The following is a 14,779-nucleotide window of genomic DNA, read 5'->3' as shown; positions in this document are numbered from 1 at the left end:
ATGTTGCATCGGCGTCAGCGTCATGTTTCCGGCTGTCGACACGATCGCGGTGGGCCATGGCTCCTCCTGATCCGGTGGGATTCGGTACCGGCGACGTTAGGAGCGCGGTGTTTCGCCGCCGGGGGGTCCGCCGTTACCCCGAGCGAACGTTTCGCTCACAGGGTGGAGGTCCGCCATGTGAGGCGCGGTGCGTGCCGCGTCGCCGCCGGTGGCGCCGCGCCCGGGTAATGTGTGGCCAGCGAGGCATGGGGGACCGAGGATGCACACGTGGCCGGGATCGGCGTATCCGCTCGGAGCGACGTTCGACGGGAGCGGCACCAACTTCGCCCTGTTCAGCGAGGGTGCGGAACGCGTGGAGCTCTGCCTGTTCGGCACGCGCGGCGCGGAGACGCGCCTGGACCTGGTCGAGGTCGACGCTTTCGTGTGGCACGCGTACGTGCCCAACGTGCAGCCCGGGCAGCGCTACGGGTACAGGGTCCACGGTGCCCACGACCCCGCGAACGGCCTTCGCTTCAACCCGTCCAAGCTGCTGCTGGACCCCTATGCGAAGGCCGTGCAGGGCGCGGTGCACTTGGGGCAGTCCGTGTACGGCTACACGTTCGGGGATCCGGATTCGCGGAACGATGAGGACTCCGCTCCCGACATGATGAAGGGCGTCGTCGTCAATCCGTTCTTCGACTGGGCGGGGGACCGCCGACCGGGGACGCCCTACGCCGAGACGCTGATCTACGAAGCTCATGTCCGCGGTCTGACGATGCGGCATCCGGCCATTCCCGATGAGATGCGCGGGACGTACAGTGCCGTCGCGCACCCGGCGATCATCGAGCACCTGACGAAGCTCGGCGTCACCGCGATCGAGCTGATGCCCGTCCACCAGTTCGTCGACGACGCGATCCTCCAGCAGAAGGGACTCTCGAACTACTGGGGCTACAACACCATCTCGTTCTTCGCGCCGCACAACCGCTACGCGGCGACCGGGCAGCGCGGCGAGCAGGTGCAGGAGTTCAAGGGCATGGTGAGGGCGCTGCACGCCGCCGGCATCGAGGTCATCCTCGACGTCGTGTACAACCACACAGCCGAGGGCAATCACCTCGGCCCCACCCTCTCGATGCGAGGCATCGACAACGCCGCCTACTACAAGCTCGAAGACGACAAGCGCTACTACACGGACTACACCGGGACGGGCAACAGCCTGAACGTGCGCAATCCGCACTCGCTGCAGCTGATCATGGACTCCCTGCGCTACTGGGTGATCGACATGCACGTCGACGGCTTCCGGTTCGACCTCGCGTCGGCGCTCGCACGGGAGTTCTACGACGTCGACCGGCTGTCGACGTTCTTCGAGCTCGTGCAGCAGGATCCGGTCGTCTCGCAGGTCAAGCTCATCGCCGAGCCGTGGGACGTCGGTCCCGGCGGCTACCAGGTCGGCAACTTCCCGCCGCAGTGGACCGAGTGGAACGGCAAGTACCGCGACACCGTGCGGGACTTCTGGCGCGGCGAGCCGCAGGCCCTCGGTGAGTTCGCGTCACGGCTCACCGGCTCGAGCGACCTCTACGAGCACTCCGGGCGCCGGCCGGTGGCGTCCGTCAACTTCGTCACGGCGCACGACGGGTTCACGCTGCGCGACCTCGTCTCTTACGAAGAGAAGCACAACGACGCCAACGGCGAGGACGGTCGCGACGGCGCCGACGACAACCGTTCCGACAACTTCGGCGTCGAGGGCCCGACGGACGATCCGGCCGTGCTGACGATGCGGGCGCGGCAGCAGCGCAACCTCCTCGCAACCCTCATGCTCAGCCAGGGGGTGCCCATGCTGCTGCATGGCGACGAACTCGGGCGCACGCAGCAGGGCAACAACAACGGCTACGCGCAGGACAACGAGATCACGTGGATCGATTGGGATGCCGCCGACCGGCCGCTGCTGGAGTTCACGGCCGCAGTGAGCAGGCTCCGGCGCGATCACCCCACGTTCAGACGTCGGCGCTTCTTCGAAGGCCGCCCGGTGCACCGGGATGTCGGAGCGCCCGTCCAGGACATCGCCTGGCTGCGCCCCGACGGAACCCTCATGCAGCCGGAGGACTGGGAGTCGGGCTTCGGTCGCGCCGTGGGGGTGTTCCTCAACGGCGCGGGCATCCGCGAGAAGGACCGTCGGGGCGATCCGATCCGCGACCGCCACTTCATCGTGCTCTTCAACGCGGGCGACGACATCATCGATTTCTCCATCCCGATCGTCGAGTACAGTCCGGACTGGGAGATCGTCATCGACACCGCGGGGGAGCGGGCCGACTTGGCGCTCGTCAGCCCGGGCGACACGCTGCGTCTCGCGGCGAAGTCGCTGATCGTCCTGAGCGAGCACCCCCGCGTCGAGCGGGAGGTCGATCATTCGGTGGCGGCATCGCTCGCGGCTCTCGCCGGTGCGGCGACGCCGGCTCATGCGCCTCGTGCCGAGATGCGGACCTGAGCCGCGCGTCAGAACCGCACGCCGGGTGGGGTCGACTGCCTGGTGTCAGTCGACGCCCAGCCAGGACCGATCGGTCAGGACGATGGGGCCGTCGGCGGTGATGGCGACGGTGTGCTCGGAGTGGGCGCCGCGCGAGCCGTCCACGGAACGCAGCGTCCAGCCGTCCGGGTCGGTGATGAGCTCGTCGGTCGTCTGCAGGAACCAGGGCTCGAGCGCCATGACGAGACCGTCGCGCAGCGGGTAGCCGCGACCGGCCTTGCCGTCGTTCGGAACATGCGGGTCTCCGTGCATGATGCGACCGACGCCGTGACCGCCGAAGTCCGTGTTGATCGAGTAGCCGTCGCCGTGGGCGACGGCGGCGATCGCGGCGGAGATGTCGCCGATGCGGTTGCCGACGATCGCCGCCTGGATGGCGGCATCCAGAGCGCGTTCGGTGGTGTCGATGATCTGGAGGTCCTCGTCACGGGGAGTGCCGACGACGAAAGAGACGGCGGAGTCGGCGACCCAGCCGTTCACCGAGACGGCGAAGTCGAGAGAGACGAGGTCGCCGTCGCGCAGCGAGTAGTCGAACGGCAGACCGTGCAGCACGGCATCGTTCACCGATGTGCAGATCACCTTGCCGAACGGGCTCGCGCCGAAGGAAGGGTGGTAGTCGATGTAACAGGATTCGGCGCCGGCGCGGCGGATGAGGTCGTGCGCGCGGCGGTCGATCGCGAGGAGGTTCGTACCCACCTTGGTCTCGTCGCGCAGGGTCGCCAGTGTCTCTGCGACGAACCGCCCGGCGGGCTTCATCGCCTCGATCTCGGCAGGGGTGCGCAACTCGATCATCGGTAGTCCTCTCGTTCCTTCCTCCATTCTGCCGGGCGCAGGGCGGCCTGGCTGGGAGGATGCTCCGCGGCGCGCACAAGCGGCCCCACCCCGGTGCGACGGCGGCGTACCATCAGAGGCATGTGGCTGCGTCGCGCATTCTTCGGCTGGCTGATTCCCGCAGCCTTCCTGCTTCCGCTGTGGCTGCTCGTGGGATGGGCGGTCTTCAACGCCGGCGGGTGGGCGTTCCTCTGGGTCCTGTTCCTCGCCATCCCCGGTGTGTTCGTATGGCAGCTGCTGCTGACGCTGCTGGTGCGGGCACGCGGTACGGTGCGGGCGCAGCGTGCGGTCTCGTGGTGGGACGTGCTGGGCTTCAGCGTCTGGCACGGGCTGGTGATCTCGCTCGGATTCTTCGTCGAGTCCTGGTGGGCGCCGGTCATGGTCATCGCGATCGTCGCCGGCGTCGGGCTGTTCTGGCTGGCGCTGTGGCAGCTGTGGAGCGAGGCCCGGCCGTCCCGCGTCGTGCTGCACACCACCGAGGGAGTGGCCTACATCCCGCCGCCGCAGGGATCGGCGGACGGCCCCGCATCAGCGGAGCGCGAGGTCATCGTCATCACCGAGAAGCAGACGCCGCCCGCCGGCTGACGCGTTTTGGAGCCACGGGGCATCCGTGGCAGAATAGTTGTTTGTGCCCTGACCGGTTCTGCCTCAGGGGAACCAGCTGGACGGCGTCACGCCGGAGGCCTGCGGCACACTCAATCCTTCACAACACTTCCCGCGGTCGACCTGTGGCGGCCGCAGAGAGAGACGATCATGCAGATCCTCGACGCCGTCGACGCGGCTTCGCTCCGCTCCGACATCCCCGCCTTCAACGCCGGCGACACCGTCAAGGTGCACGTCAACATCACCGAAGGCAACCGCTCGCGCATCCAGGTCTTCCAGGGCGTCGTCATCGGCCGCTCGGGCGACGGCGTGCGCGAGACCTTCACGGTCCGCAAGATCAGCTTCCAGGTCGGCGTCGAGCGCACGTTCCCGGTGCACTCCCCGGTCATCGACCACATCGAGGTCGTGACCCGCGGTGACGTGCGTCGCGCCAAGCTCTACTACCTGCGCAACCTCCGTGGCAAGAAGGCCAAGATCAAGGAGAAGCGCGACAACTGACGTCGTCGCCTTGCGCGCGAAGCCCCGGACCTGCGGTCCGGGGCTTCGTCGTCTGCGGCGCGAGCACGCCAACGTGCGGCAACGGGTCCGGAGTGTGTCACCCTTGAAGACGGGCTCGCCGACCGACGGCGCCCGCGGAGGATCTCGATGACGACTGAGAAGTCTGCCCCGGCCGAACCGTCGCCCGCCGACGGGGCCGAGGCGGCGGCCGCGACGGTCCAGCCGCGGCGGCGCGGCTGGCTCGTGTTCCTGCGCGACGTGGTCGTGATCGTCCTGATCGCGGTGCTCGTGTCGCTCGTGGTCAAGACGTTCCTCGTCCGGTCGTTCTACATCCCGTCCGGGTCGATGGAAGACACCCTCCTCGTCCAGGACAGGATCCTCGTCGACGAGATCACACCCCGCTTCGGCGGTTACGAGCGCGGCGACATCATCGTGTTCCGCGACCCCGGCGGCTGGCTTCCGCCCAGCACCGCCCCCGCGCGCCCGCCCGTGGTCGAGGCGTTCGAATGGGTGCTGTCGCTCGTGGGACTCGCCGCACCTGACAGCGACGACCATCTGGTCAAGCGCATCATCGGGATCCCCGGTGACCACGTCGTGTGCTGCAACGCGCTCGGGCAGATCAGCGTCAACGGCGTGCCGATCGACGAGAGGGCCTACATCAACGTCGCTGCGGACGACCCGGCGTCCAAGGAGTCCTTCGACGTGACCGTCCCGGACGGCTCGCTGTGGATGCTGGGCGACAACCGCAACCGGTCCGCCGACTCGCGGTTCCACATGGACCAGCCCGGCAAGGGGTTCGTTCCGATCGACAACGTGGTGGGGCGTGCGTTCCTGATCACGTGGCCCTTCGACCGGTTCGGCGTGCTCGACTTCCACCACGACGTCTTCGCCGGTGTCCCGGCGCCCGACGGAGGCGACGGCGACGAATGACCGTCGCCGAGCCGCGGCTCACGCTCGAACGCCGCCTGCTTCGCGAGCACACGCTCGTGATCGCGTGCGACGAGGTCGGGCGCGGCGCCCTCGCCGGCCCTGTCGCGGTGGGCGCGGCGGTGGTCGACGCGCCGCGCTCGCGCAAGCGGATCCCGCAGGGGCTGCGCGATTCCAAGCTCGTGCCCGAATTGAGGCGTCACGATGTCGCCGCCCGCGCCGCGTCGTGGGTCGCGGCGAGCGCCGTGGGCTGGGCGAGCTCGCAGGAGATCGACGAGATCGGCATCATGCGCGCGCTGGGGCTCGCCTCGGTGCGGGCCCTCGCCGAGCTTCGCGCGCAAGGAGTCGTCGTCGAGGACGCGATCGTGATCCTGGACGGCAACTACGACTACATCTCCCCGGCGGGGGAGTGGGCTCTGACGATCCGGCCCGTGATCAAGGCCGACCGTGACTGCGCGTCGGCTGCCGCCGCCTCGGTCATCGCGAAGGTCGCGCGCGACGATCTCATGACCGAGCTGCACGGCGAGCTGCCGGCCTACGGCTGGTCCCGCAACAAGGGGTACGCGAGCCCGGACCACCGGGCTGCGATCCGCGAGCACGGGATCAGTCGTCATCATCGCGCCTCCTGGTCGATCTCCGACGCGCCGACGCTGTTCTGAGGAGCGTTCGCCGCCCGCGCAACGCGGGGTGCGGCATCCCTTCTCGGTCCTAGGATGGAGACACCATGGACGACGAGGTGTTCGAAGACTACGACCGTGAGCTCGAGCTCGCTCTGTACCGCGAGTACCGCGACGTCGTATCCCAGTTCCAGTATGTGATCGAGACCGAGCGCCGGTTCTACCTCGCGAACGAGGTCAACGTGGTGCGTCGCGACACCGAGCACGACTTCTACTTCGAGATCTCGATGTCGGACGTCTGGGTGTGGGACATCTACCGCGCCGACCGATTCGTCAAGGCGGTCCGGGTGCTGACGTTCAAGGACGTCAACGTCGAAGAGCTCTCGCGCCGGGACTTCCACCTTCCCGAAGAGCTCTCGCTCGACACCTGACCCTTCCTCCCCAGCCCCGTCGTCTGCGGAGCTTTCGGGAGTTGTGAACGGATGCCGCCGCCCGGCGTCCGCGGGGAACGCTCCTCGCGCGACGATGCCGGAATGGCAGAGAAGGACGAACTCGGGCGCGCGGGCGAGGACCGCGCCGCGCGCTACCTCACCGAACTCGGGTACACGGTCCTCGCACGCAATTGGCGATGCCGGGGCGGTGAGATCGACCTCGTCGTGGCCGACGCGCGGCATGTCGTCGTGGTCGAGGTCAAGACGCGCCGCGGCGAGGCGTACGGGCATCCGTTCGAGGCGATCGACGCACGCAAGCGGGCTCGGCTCTGGCGGCTCGCGATGGCGTGGGCGGGGGAGCACCGCGAGCTGATGCAGGGACGGCGACTGCGCATCGACGCGGTCGGGATCATCGGTCCCGAGCCCGGAACGGCAGCGCTGGAGCATCTCGTCGACGTGGAGGTGCCGTGAGCGTCGCTCGCACGTGGGCGGTGTCGCTCGTCGGCGCCGAGGGCGAGGTCGTCGAGGTCGAGGCCGATCTGTCCAACCAGCAGCCGGACTTCCGCATCATCGGGCTGGCCGACAAGGCCCTCGGCGAGGCGGTGCAGCGCGTGCACAACGCGTGCGTGAACAGCGGCACCGCGCTGCCGCGCCGCAGGCTGACCGTGAACCTGTCGCCGGCGAGCCTGCCCAAGCAGGGCTCCGGTTTCGACGTCGCGATCGCGCTCGCGTCGCTGGCCACCGAGAACGGGATGGATGCCGCATCCCTCGCGGCGACCGTGCACCTGGGCGAGCTGGGGCTCGACGGGCGGCTGCGCCCGGTACCGGGAGTGCTGCCGGCAGTCGTGGCCGCGCGCCGGGCAGGGCTGCGCCGCGTGGTCGTCCCGCACGCGAACGGGGCTGAGGCGGCACTGGTCGAGGGCATGGAGGTGCTGGCGGCGGTCAACCTGGCGCAGGTCGTCTCGTGGCACGGCGGCGAGGTGGAGGTACCCGACGACGACCCCGTCGAGCTGAGCGACGAGGCCCCGGCCCGCGAGGATGCGCTCGATCTGGCGGATGTCATCGGACAGCGGGATGCCGTCGACGCTCTCATCGTGGCGGCCGCCGGCGGGCATCATCTGCTGATGTGCGGCCCGCCCGGCGCCGGCAAGACCATGCTCGCGCGTCGGCTGCCGGGCATCCTCCCCGAACTGGACGACCGCGCCGCGCTCGCGAGCGCGTCGATCCGCAGTCTCTCCGGCGCGCGCGTCGTGGAGCTGTCACGGACTCCGCCGTTCGAAGCGCCGCATCACAGCGCATCCGTGGCCGCGCTCGTGGGCGGCGGCTCGCGTGTGGTCCGGCCCGGTGCGATCGCGCGCGCCAGTGAAGGCGTACTGTTCCTGGACGAGGCCGGCGAGTTTCCGGCGTCGGTGCTCGATGCGCTGCGACAGCCGCTGGAGACCGGAACGATCGCGATCCATCGCGCCGGTGCGCAGGCGGAGTACCCGGCGCGGTTCCAGCTCGTCCTCGCCACGAACCCGTGCCCGTGCGGCAACTACGGCATCCGCGGCGGCGACTGCGCCTGCCCGCCTGCCGCGATCCGGCGCTACCTCGGGCGCCTGTCCGGGCCGCTGCTGGACCGGATGGACATCGAGCTGACGCTGGCGCGCGTGTCGGTCGCGCAGCGCGGCACGGCACCCGCGACCTCGACCGCCGACGCGCGCGAGCGGGTGGCAGAGGCTCGGGCCAGAGCGGCCCATCGGCTGCGCGGCACCGCGTGGCGGGTCAATGCCGACGTCCCGGGCATGTGGCTGCGAGAGGGGCCGGTCGCCCCGGAACCCATCGTCCGCCGCCCCCTGGACGCCGCGCTCAACCGTGGCGCGCTGACGCTTCGCGGATTCGATCGCGTGCTGAGAGTCGCCTGGTCGCTCGCTGACATCGACGGCGCCGGCCGGCTCGGCGCGGACCACATCGGTCGCGCGCTCTACCTGAAGAAGGGAATCGCGCTGTGATCACGTTCGACCTCTCACCCGCCGTCGCGCAAGCCGCCCTGGCGCCGCTGGGGCACGAGCTGCCCGATGAGGACGCGCTGGAGCTGTACGCGCTCATCGTCTGGTGCCATCTCATCGAGCCGGGGGACTCCGTCGCCGGCCGGATGCTGGCATGCCGTGGCCCTGTCGAGGCCCTCGACGCCATGCTGCGCGGCACGCCGGTCGACGAGGTCAGCGGGCGCGAGCTGACCGAGGCCCGCAAGCGCTGGCTGCCCCGATTGTCGGCACGGACGGTCGCCGACACTCTGCGGGTCGCCGGTGCGCGAGGCATCACCGTCGTCACCCGCCGTGACGCGTGCTGGCCGCAGCAGCTCGACGACCTCGACGTGCATGCGCCGCTGTGCCTATGGGTGCGGGGGGACGCCGCCGTGCTCGCAGGGCTGCAGCCGTCGGTTGCGATCGTCGGCGCTCGGGCGGCATCGGGGTACGGCGACCTCGTGGCGCGCGAACTGGCTGCGGAGCTGGCAGGCAGCGGGATCCCCGTGGTGTCAGGAGGCGCCTATGGGATCGACGGCGCCGCGCACCGTGCGGTACTCGGCGCCCAGGGGCTGACCGTCGCCCTGCTGGCGGGCGGCGCGGAACGCGCGTATCCGGCCGGGCACACCCAGCTCATCGACGACATCGCGAAGACCGGCGCCGTCGTGAGCGAAGTGCCCTGCGGGTCCGCACCCACGAAGTGGCGCTTCCTCCAGCGCAATCGACTGATCGCCGCCCTGACCACCGCCACCATCGTCGTCGAGGCCGGCGGGCGCAGCGGATCGCTGAACACCGCGAACCACGCCGCGCAGCTCGGACGGGCGCTGGGGGCCGTGCCCGGTCCCATCTCGACACCGACGTCCGTCGGGACGCATCGGCTGATCCGCAGCGGCGCGGCATGCATCACGAGCCCGGACGACGTCAGGGAACTGTTGGGCGCGTGGCCTGCGGCACCGGGATCGGAGGACGTGCCGTCTGTCGCCGGCAGCGCGCGAACGGACGACGCCACGCGAGTGAGGGATGCGCTCAGCGTGCGACTTCGGCGAGACGTCGTGGATGTGGCGCGTCGAGCCGGCATGTCGGTGGACGACGTGCGGGCGATCCTGGGCATGCTCCGCCTCGAGGGGAGCGTCGAGGCGGAGCCGGACGGCTGGCGCCTCGTCGCGAGCCGGAGCTGACCCTGCGGCCGCTCGGGGCGTCGCAGGAGCCTCAGAGCATCGGCGCGGCATGCTGGGGGCATGAGGATCGCCGAGGCCGTCGAGGCGTACCTGCGTCACCTCGAACAGGTGCGCCGGCTGTCGCCCGCGACCGTTCGTGCGTATCGGTCGGATCTCGCCGGGCTGATCGCCGCGTGCGACGACGGTGAGCTGGCGGCGGTGGACCTCGAGGCGCTGCGCGATTGGCTCTGGCAGGCGGTTCAGCGCGGCGACAGCCGCGCGACCATCGCGCGGCGGACGGCGGCAGTGCGCGGCTTCTTCGCGTGGGCCGCTGAGACGGACCGGATCGAGTCGGATCCGAGTCTGCGGCTGGTGACGCCCAAGCGCGGCAAGACTCTGCCGAAGGTCGCAACAGCGCACTCCCTCGACGGCGTGCTCGCGCGACTCGAGCAGTCCGCTGCCGACGGAGACCCCGTCGCGCTGCGAGATCATGCTGTGCTGGAACTGCTCTACGGGGCAGCCGTGCGCGTGTCGGAACTGTGCGGCCTCGACATCGACGACCTCGATCGCGAGCGCCGGACCGCTCGCGTCCTCGGCAAGGGATCCAAAGAGCGCGTCGTGCCGTTCGGTCTTCCCGCGCTTCGCGCGGTGGAGGCGTACCTGGTGCGCGGACGTCCGACCCTCGCGGCCAGGACGGATCCGGCCACCGGCGGTGCGGCATCCGCGCTCTTCCTCGGCGCCCGCGGCGGCCGCCTCGGACCGCGCGCTGTGTACGACCTCGTATCGAAGGAGCTGGGCCCCGAGCTCGGCGCCCAGGTGGGACCGCACGCGCTGCGCCACTCTGCGGCGACACACCTTCTCGACGGCGGGGCCGATCTGCGCGCCGTGCAGGAGATCCTCGGGCATGCGAGTCTCGGCACCACCCAGATCTACACGCACGTCTCCAGCGAGCGCCTCACCGCCTCATATCGACTGGCGCACCCTCGGGCGTGAGGCTCAGCAGCAGGGGAGCAGGATCGCCCGCGGCACCCCGCCGAGCAGCAGCATCGGATTGATGTACTCGCCGTCCAGACGCACACCGAAGTGCACGGTTCCAGGGGCGGAGTGCCCGCCCGTCGACACCGTGCCCGCCGCCTCGCCGCGCGCGACGATCGCCCCGGCGGCGAGCGGCGACTCGACAGGCTCGAGGGTCGTGACCAGCCCGTTGCCGTGATCGATGGTCAGGATGCCACGCCCCGCCACCTGCCCCGAGAACGCGACGACGCCGGCAGCCGGAGCCACCACGATGGATCCCTCGAGCGGGCGCAGGTCGACGCCGCGATGCCCCGGACCGTACTCGTGCGGCGGCGCGACGAACGGTCGTTCCAACCGGAACGGGTGGACCGGCCACACCCAGTCGCCGCCTCGGGGCACGACCTCTGCCGACGCCGCGGTGGTCGCCGGTGCGGCCCGCGCGGCGTCGACGCCGAGCGAGACGCAGGCGACGAGCACTCCGGCTACGGCGATCTTGCGCAAGCGGGTGCGCGACAGAGGAGCATCAGTACGAGAGCTCATCCCATGAGCGTCGCGCCGGCGCGGGCGCGCGCGTCGCGGTACCGGGGAATCTGTGGAGAAGCCGGCCTCGGGGGTGGTGGGGGAGGAAGGACCCGAGCCGGCGCTCCTGATACACTGGGGGTCGCACTCCGCATGTCGGAGTGACTCCGCGTGCCCTGAGCGTGACGGACCTCGCCTCGAACGGGACGAGTCCATGACGCGGCATCCACTCCCAACGGTCCCTGCGAGCGCGACACAGCGAGCGCCGGGCGGGTGTGCGCCGGGCACCAGGCTCGCCGGCCGACGGTCGGCGCGACACAACCGCAACAGGCGCTCAGCGCGCCAGAACAGGAGACCGGCCATGGCCGTCGTCACCATTCGCCAGCTGCTCGACAGCGGCGTCCACTTCGGACACCAGACCCGCCGGTGGAACCCGAAGGTCAAGCGCTTCATCCTCACGGAGCGCAGCGGCATCCACATCATCGACCTGCAGCAGTCGCTGACGTACATCGACAAGGCGTACGAATTCGTCAAGGAGACCGTCGCCCACGGCGGCACCGTCCTCTTCGTCGGCACCAAGAAGCAGGCGCAGGAAGTCATCGCGGAGCAGGCGACCCGTGTCGGTCAGCCCTACGTGAACCAGCGCTGGCTCGGCGGCCTGCTCACCAACTTCTCGACGGTGTCGAAGCGTCTCGCCCGCATGAAGGAGCTCGAGGAGCTCGACTTCGAGGACCCGGCCGCGAGCGGCTTCACCAAGAAGGAGCTCCTCCTCAAGAAGCGCGAGCTCGACAAGCTGCACAAGTCGCTGGGCGGCATCCGCAACCTGCAGAAGACCCCGTCGGCCATCTGGGTCGTCGACGCCAAGCGCGAGCACCTCGCCATCGACGAGGCCTCGAAGCTCGGCATCCCGGTGATCGGCATCCTCGACACCAACGCCGACCCGGACGAGTTCCAGTACCCGATCCCCGGCAACGACGACGCGATCCGCTCGGTGGGCCTGCTCACGCGCATCATCGCCGACGCCGCCGCCGAGGGCCTGATCCAGCGTCACCAGCCCACCGACGAGGCCGCGGACGCCGAGCCGCTGGCCGACTGGGAGCGCGAGCTGCTCGAGCAGGGCGCCGCCACCGCCGAGGCTGACGCCGTCGAGCTCGCCACCGAAGCCGTCGCCGCCGAGGCGATCGCCGAGGAGCTCGCCGCCGAGGGCGACCTCGCCGACGCCGTCGTGGCCGAGGCTGCCGCCGAAGAGCTCGCCGCCGAGGCGGTCGTGGCCGAGGCCGTCGCGGAGGAGCTGGCCGCCGAGGCCGGCGACCAGGCGTAATCGCATCTTCCCGCCCGGCGGAGTCGTCTCTGGACGACTCCGCCGCGGCATCCACGAGAACTCACCAACACTAGGAGCCACCACCCATGGCAAACTTCACGATCGCCGACATCAAGGCGCTGCGCGAGCAGCTCGGCACCGGCATGGTCGACACCAAGAAGGCCCTCGAGGAGGCCGACGGCGACCTCGAGAAGGCTGTCGAGATCCTGCGCCTCAAGGGCGCGAAGGGCAACGCCAAGCGCGCCGACCGCTCCACGAGCGAGGGCCTCGTCGCTGCCAAGGAGCTCGACGGCAAGGTCACGCTCATCGAGCTGAACACCGAGACCGACTTCGTGGCGAAGAACGAGCGCTTCATCGCCCTGGCCGACAAGGTCCTCGAGGCGGCCACCGCCGCGGGCGCCGAGTCCGCCGAGGCCGCTCTCGCCGCCCCCGCCGGCTCGCAGACCGTCGCCGAGCTCATCTCGGACGAGGCCGCGATCATCGGCGAGAAGGTCGAGCTGCGTCGCGTCGTCACGCTCTCGGGCGACAAGTTCGAGATCTACCTGCACCGCACCAGCAAGGACCTGCCTCCGCAGGTCGGCGTGGTGCTCGCGTACACGGGCGACGACGCCGAGACGGCGCGCAGCCTTGCGCAGCACATCTCGTTCGCCAACCCGTCCTACCTGTCGCGCGACGAGGTCCCCGAGGCCGAGGTCGAGAAGGAGCGCGAGATCGTCACCGAGATCTCGCGCAACGAGGGCAAGCCCGAGGCCGCCCTGCCGAAGATCGTCGAGGGCCGCGTCAACGCGTTCTTCAAGCAGGTCGCCCTGCTCGACCAGGACTACGCGAAGGACAACAAGCAGTCCGTCGCCCAGGTCGCGAAGGACGCCGGCCTGACCCTGACGGGCTTCGCCCGCTTCAAGGTCGGCGCCTGACCTTCTGAGAAGGCCCGCACCCGGATTCCGGTGCGGGCCTTTCTCATGCCCTTCGAGGGTCTTCCTGGGTAGTTTTGGCCTGGGCTGAGTAGTTTGTCGTCATCGAGAGGATCACCGTGATCAACGAGAACACCGGGCGCCGCCGCGTCCTGCTGAAGCTGTCGGGCGAGGCGTTCGGGGGTGGCCAGCTCGGCGTGAACCCCGATGTCGTCGGTCAGATCGCCCGCGAGATCGCCGAAGCGGTCGATCGGGTCGAGATCGCGGTCGTCGTCGGCGGCGGCAACTTCTTCCGCGGCGCCGAGCTCAGCCAGCGCGGCATGGACCGCGGGCGCGCGGACTACATGGGCATGCTCGGCACCGTGATGAACGCACTCGCGCTGCAGGACTTCCTCGAGCAGGCCGGCGCGGCCACTCGCGTGCAGTCGGCAATCGCGATGACGCAGGTCGCCGAGCCGTACATCCCGCGTCGCGCCGAGCGGCACATGGAGAAGGGCCGCGTCGTGATCTTCGGCGCCGGGGCCGGTCTGCCCTACTTCTCGACCGACACGGTGGCTGCTCAGCGCGCGCTCGAGATCGATGCGCAGGAGGTGCTGGTCGCCAAGAACGGCGTCGACGGCGTCTACACCGCCGATCCGAAGAAGGATGCCTCGGCCACCAAGATCGACCGCATCACCTACCTCGATGCGCTGCAGCGTGGGCTCAAGGTCGTCGACTCGACCGCGTTCAGCCTGTGCATGGACAACCGCATGGACATGCGCGTGTTCGGCATGGAGCCGGCCGGCAACGTCACACGCGCGCTGCTGGGCGAATCCATCGGCACGCTCGTCACGGCGTGACGCGCCGCGCGTCGATAGACTTGACCCGCCCCATCCACATGAAGGAGACACTGTGATCGCGGACGTCTTGGCCGATGCCGGAGCGCGCATGGACCGCGCCGTGGAGGCTGCGAAGGAGGACTTCGCGACGGTGCGCACGGGCCGTGCGAACCCGCAGCTGTTCCAGAAGGTCCTGATCGACTACTACGGCACGCCGACTCCGCTCGCGCAGCTCGCCTCGATCAACAACCCCGAGGCACGCACCCTCATCGTCACGCCGTACGACAAGTCGGCGCTCAAGTCGATCGAGCAGGCGATCCGCGACATCCCGAACCTCGGGGTGAACCCGACGAACGACGGCAACATCGTGCGCGTCACGATGCCCGAGCTCACCGAGGAGCGCCGCAAGGAGTACGTCAAGCTCACGCGCAGCAAGGGCGAGGACGCGAAGGTCCACGTGCGCGGCATCCGCCGGAAGGCGAAGGACGACATCGACGCCCTCAAGGGCGAGGTCGGCGACGATGAGCTCGCCCGCGCGGAGAAGGAGCTCGATGCGCTGACCCGCGCTCACGTCGACGCGATCGACGAGGCGCTCAAGCGCAAAGAGGCAGAACTCCTCGAGGTCTGAG

General features: G+C 69.8%; 16 protein-coding genes. 14 read left to right on the top strand and 2 right to left on the bottom strand.

Annotated elements, in window-relative coordinates; all coding sequences use genetic code 11:
- Window positions 1-259: 259 nt before the first annotated feature.
- Entirely contained in the window at window positions 260-2,461 is a 2,202-nt protein-coding gene (gene glgX / locus IF188_RS07535) for a glycogen debranching protein GlgX (RefSeq protein WP_191171168.1), read from the top strand.
- Window positions 2,462-2,506: 45 nt separating this feature from the next.
- On the opposite strand, the gene map is transcribed toward glgX, so the two are convergent.
- A complete protein-coding gene (map, locus tag IF188_RS07530; protein ID WP_191171167.1) occupies window positions 2,507-3,289 on the bottom strand; it encodes a type I methionyl aminopeptidase in 783 nt (260 codons plus the stop codon).
- Window positions 3,290-3,409: 120 nt separating this feature from the next.
- Here map and IF188_RS07525 point away from each other — a divergent pair, with 120 nt between their 5' ends.
- The 9 genes from IF188_RS07525 (at window position 3,410) to IF188_RS07485 (ending at window position 10,560) form a co-directional block, all read left to right on the top strand.
- Window positions 3,410-3,913 carry an MFS transporter permease gene (locus IF188_RS07525; RefSeq protein WP_191171166.1) on the top strand — a complete coding sequence of 168 codons (504 nt, stop codon included), beginning with the start codon at window positions 3,410-3,412 and terminating at the stop codon, window positions 3,911-3,913.
- Window positions 3,914-4,081: 168 nt separating this feature from the next.
- Window positions 4,082-4,429, top strand: coding sequence for a 50S ribosomal protein L19 (gene rplS / locus IF188_RS07520; protein ID WP_179432961.1), 348 nt, complete (start codon window positions 4,082-4,084; stop codon window positions 4,427-4,429).
- 147 nt (window positions 4,430-4,576) lie between these two features.
- Window positions 4,577-5,359, top strand: a complete 783-nt coding sequence (gene lepB, locus IF188_RS07515; RefSeq protein WP_191171165.1) for a signal peptidase I — start codon at window positions 4,577-4,579, stop codon at window positions 5,357-5,359.
- Window positions 5,356-6,015 (top strand): ribonuclease HII, encoded by a 660-nt coding sequence (locus IF188_RS07510; RefSeq protein ID WP_191171164.1) that lies wholly within the window; start codon window positions 5,356-5,358, stop codon window positions 6,013-6,015. The genes lepB and IF188_RS07510 overlap by 4 nt, the downstream gene beginning before the upstream one ends.
- Window positions 6,016-6,080: 65 nt before the next feature.
- Window positions 6,081-6,404, top strand: a complete 324-nt coding sequence (locus tag IF188_RS07505) for a DUF2469 family protein (RefSeq protein WP_045297888.1) — start codon at window positions 6,081-6,083, stop codon at window positions 6,402-6,404.
- A 102-nt stretch (window positions 6,405-6,506) separates the two neighbouring features.
- Complete coding sequence (locus tag IF188_RS07500) at window positions 6,507-6,875, top strand: YraN family protein (RefSeq protein ID WP_191171163.1); 369 nt, start codon at window positions 6,507-6,509, stop codon at window positions 6,873-6,875.
- Window positions 6,872-8,395 (top strand): YifB family Mg chelatase-like AAA ATPase, encoded by a 1,524-nt coding sequence (locus IF188_RS07495; RefSeq protein WP_191171162.1) that lies wholly within the window; start codon window positions 6,872-6,874, stop codon window positions 8,393-8,395. The genes IF188_RS07500 and IF188_RS07495 overlap by 4 nt, the downstream gene beginning before the upstream one ends.
- A complete protein-coding gene (gene dprA / locus IF188_RS07490) occupies window positions 8,392-9,588 on the top strand; it encodes a DNA-processing protein DprA (protein WP_191171161.1) in 1,197 nt (398 codons plus the stop codon). Before IF188_RS07495 ends, dprA begins: the two co-directional genes overlap by 4 nt.
- A gap of 60 nt (window positions 9,589-9,648) precedes the next feature.
- Window positions 9,649-10,560 (top strand): tyrosine recombinase XerC, encoded by a 912-nt coding sequence (locus tag IF188_RS07485; protein ID WP_191171160.1) that lies wholly within the window; start codon window positions 9,649-9,651, stop codon window positions 10,558-10,560.
- A 3-nt stretch (window positions 10,561-10,563) separates the two neighbouring features.
- Here IF188_RS07485 and IF188_RS07480 read toward each other — a convergent pair whose 3' ends face one another.
- Window positions 10,564-11,121: a M23 family metallopeptidase gene (locus IF188_RS07480; RefSeq protein WP_191171159.1), complete on the bottom strand. Its 558-nt coding sequence runs from the start codon at window positions 11,119-11,121 to the stop codon at window positions 10,564-10,566.
- Window positions 11,122-11,461: 340 nt separating this feature from the next.
- Here IF188_RS07480 and rpsB point away from each other — a divergent pair, with 340 nt between their 5' ends.
- From rpsB to frr, 4 genes are all read left to right on the top strand, one after another.
- Window positions 11,462-12,421: a 30S ribosomal protein S2 gene (gene rpsB, locus IF188_RS07475; RefSeq protein WP_191171158.1), complete on the top strand. Its 960-nt coding sequence runs from the start codon at window positions 11,462-11,464 to the stop codon at window positions 12,419-12,421.
- Between the two features lie 86 nt (window positions 12,422-12,507).
- Complete coding sequence (gene tsf / locus IF188_RS07470; protein ID WP_191171157.1) at window positions 12,508-13,335, top strand: translation elongation factor Ts; 828 nt, start codon at window positions 12,508-12,510, stop codon at window positions 13,333-13,335.
- Window positions 13,336-13,451: 116 nt separating this feature from the next.
- Entirely contained in the window at window positions 13,452-14,171 is a 720-nt protein-coding gene (gene pyrH, locus IF188_RS07465) for a UMP kinase (protein WP_191171156.1), read from the top strand.
- A 52-nt stretch (window positions 14,172-14,223) separates the two neighbouring features.
- On the top strand, window positions 14,224-14,778 hold the full coding sequence (gene frr, locus IF188_RS07460; protein WP_191171155.1) for a ribosome recycling factor: 555 nt from the start codon (window positions 14,224-14,226) through the stop codon (window positions 14,776-14,778).
- The last annotated feature ends 1 nt before the right edge of the window (window position 14,779 follow it).

It is taken from the genome of Microbacterium helvum (assembly GCF_014779795.1).
Lineage (GTDB): Bacteria > Actinomycetota > Actinomycetes > Actinomycetales > Microbacteriaceae > Microbacterium > Microbacterium helvum.
This window is presented reverse-complemented; position numbering and strand designations above follow the sequence as displayed.

Bases quoted from the DNA above. Each gene is read 5' to 3' on its own strand.
- glgX (WP_191171168.1), top strand. From the start codon at position 260: ATGCACACGTGGCCGGGATCGGCGTATCCGCTCGGAGCGACGTTCGAC.
- map (WP_191171167.1), bottom strand. From the start codon at position 3,289: ATGATCGAGTTGCGCACCCCTGCCGAGATCGAGGCGATGAAGCCCGCC.
- IF188_RS07525 (WP_191171166.1), top strand. From the start codon at position 3,410: ATGTGGCTGCGTCGCGCATTCTTCGGCTGGCTGATTCCCGCAGCCTTC.
- rplS (WP_179432961.1), top strand. From the start codon at position 4,082: ATGCAGATCCTCGACGCCGTCGACGCGGCTTCGCTCCGCTCCGACATC.
- lepB (WP_191171165.1), top strand. From the start codon at position 4,577: ATGACGACTGAGAAGTCTGCCCCGGCCGAACCGTCGCCCGCCGACGGG.
- IF188_RS07510 (WP_191171164.1), top strand. From the start codon at position 5,356: ATGACCGTCGCCGAGCCGCGGCTCACGCTCGAACGCCGCCTGCTTCGC.
- IF188_RS07505 (WP_045297888.1), top strand. From the start codon at position 6,081: ATGGACGACGAGGTGTTCGAAGACTACGACCGTGAGCTCGAGCTCGCT.
- IF188_RS07500 (WP_191171163.1), top strand. From the start codon at position 6,507: ATGGCAGAGAAGGACGAACTCGGGCGCGCGGGCGAGGACCGCGCCGCG.
- IF188_RS07485 (WP_191171160.1), top strand. From the start codon at position 9,649: ATGAGGATCGCCGAGGCCGTCGAGGCGTACCTGCGTCACCTCGAACAG.
- IF188_RS07480 (WP_191171159.1), bottom strand. From the start codon at position 11,121: ATGAGCTCTCGTACTGATGCTCCTCTGTCGCGCACCCGCTTGCGCAAG.
- rpsB (WP_191171158.1), top strand. From the start codon at position 11,462: ATGGCCGTCGTCACCATTCGCCAGCTGCTCGACAGCGGCGTCCACTTC.
- tsf (WP_191171157.1), top strand. From the start codon at position 12,508: ATGGCAAACTTCACGATCGCCGACATCAAGGCGCTGCGCGAGCAGCTC.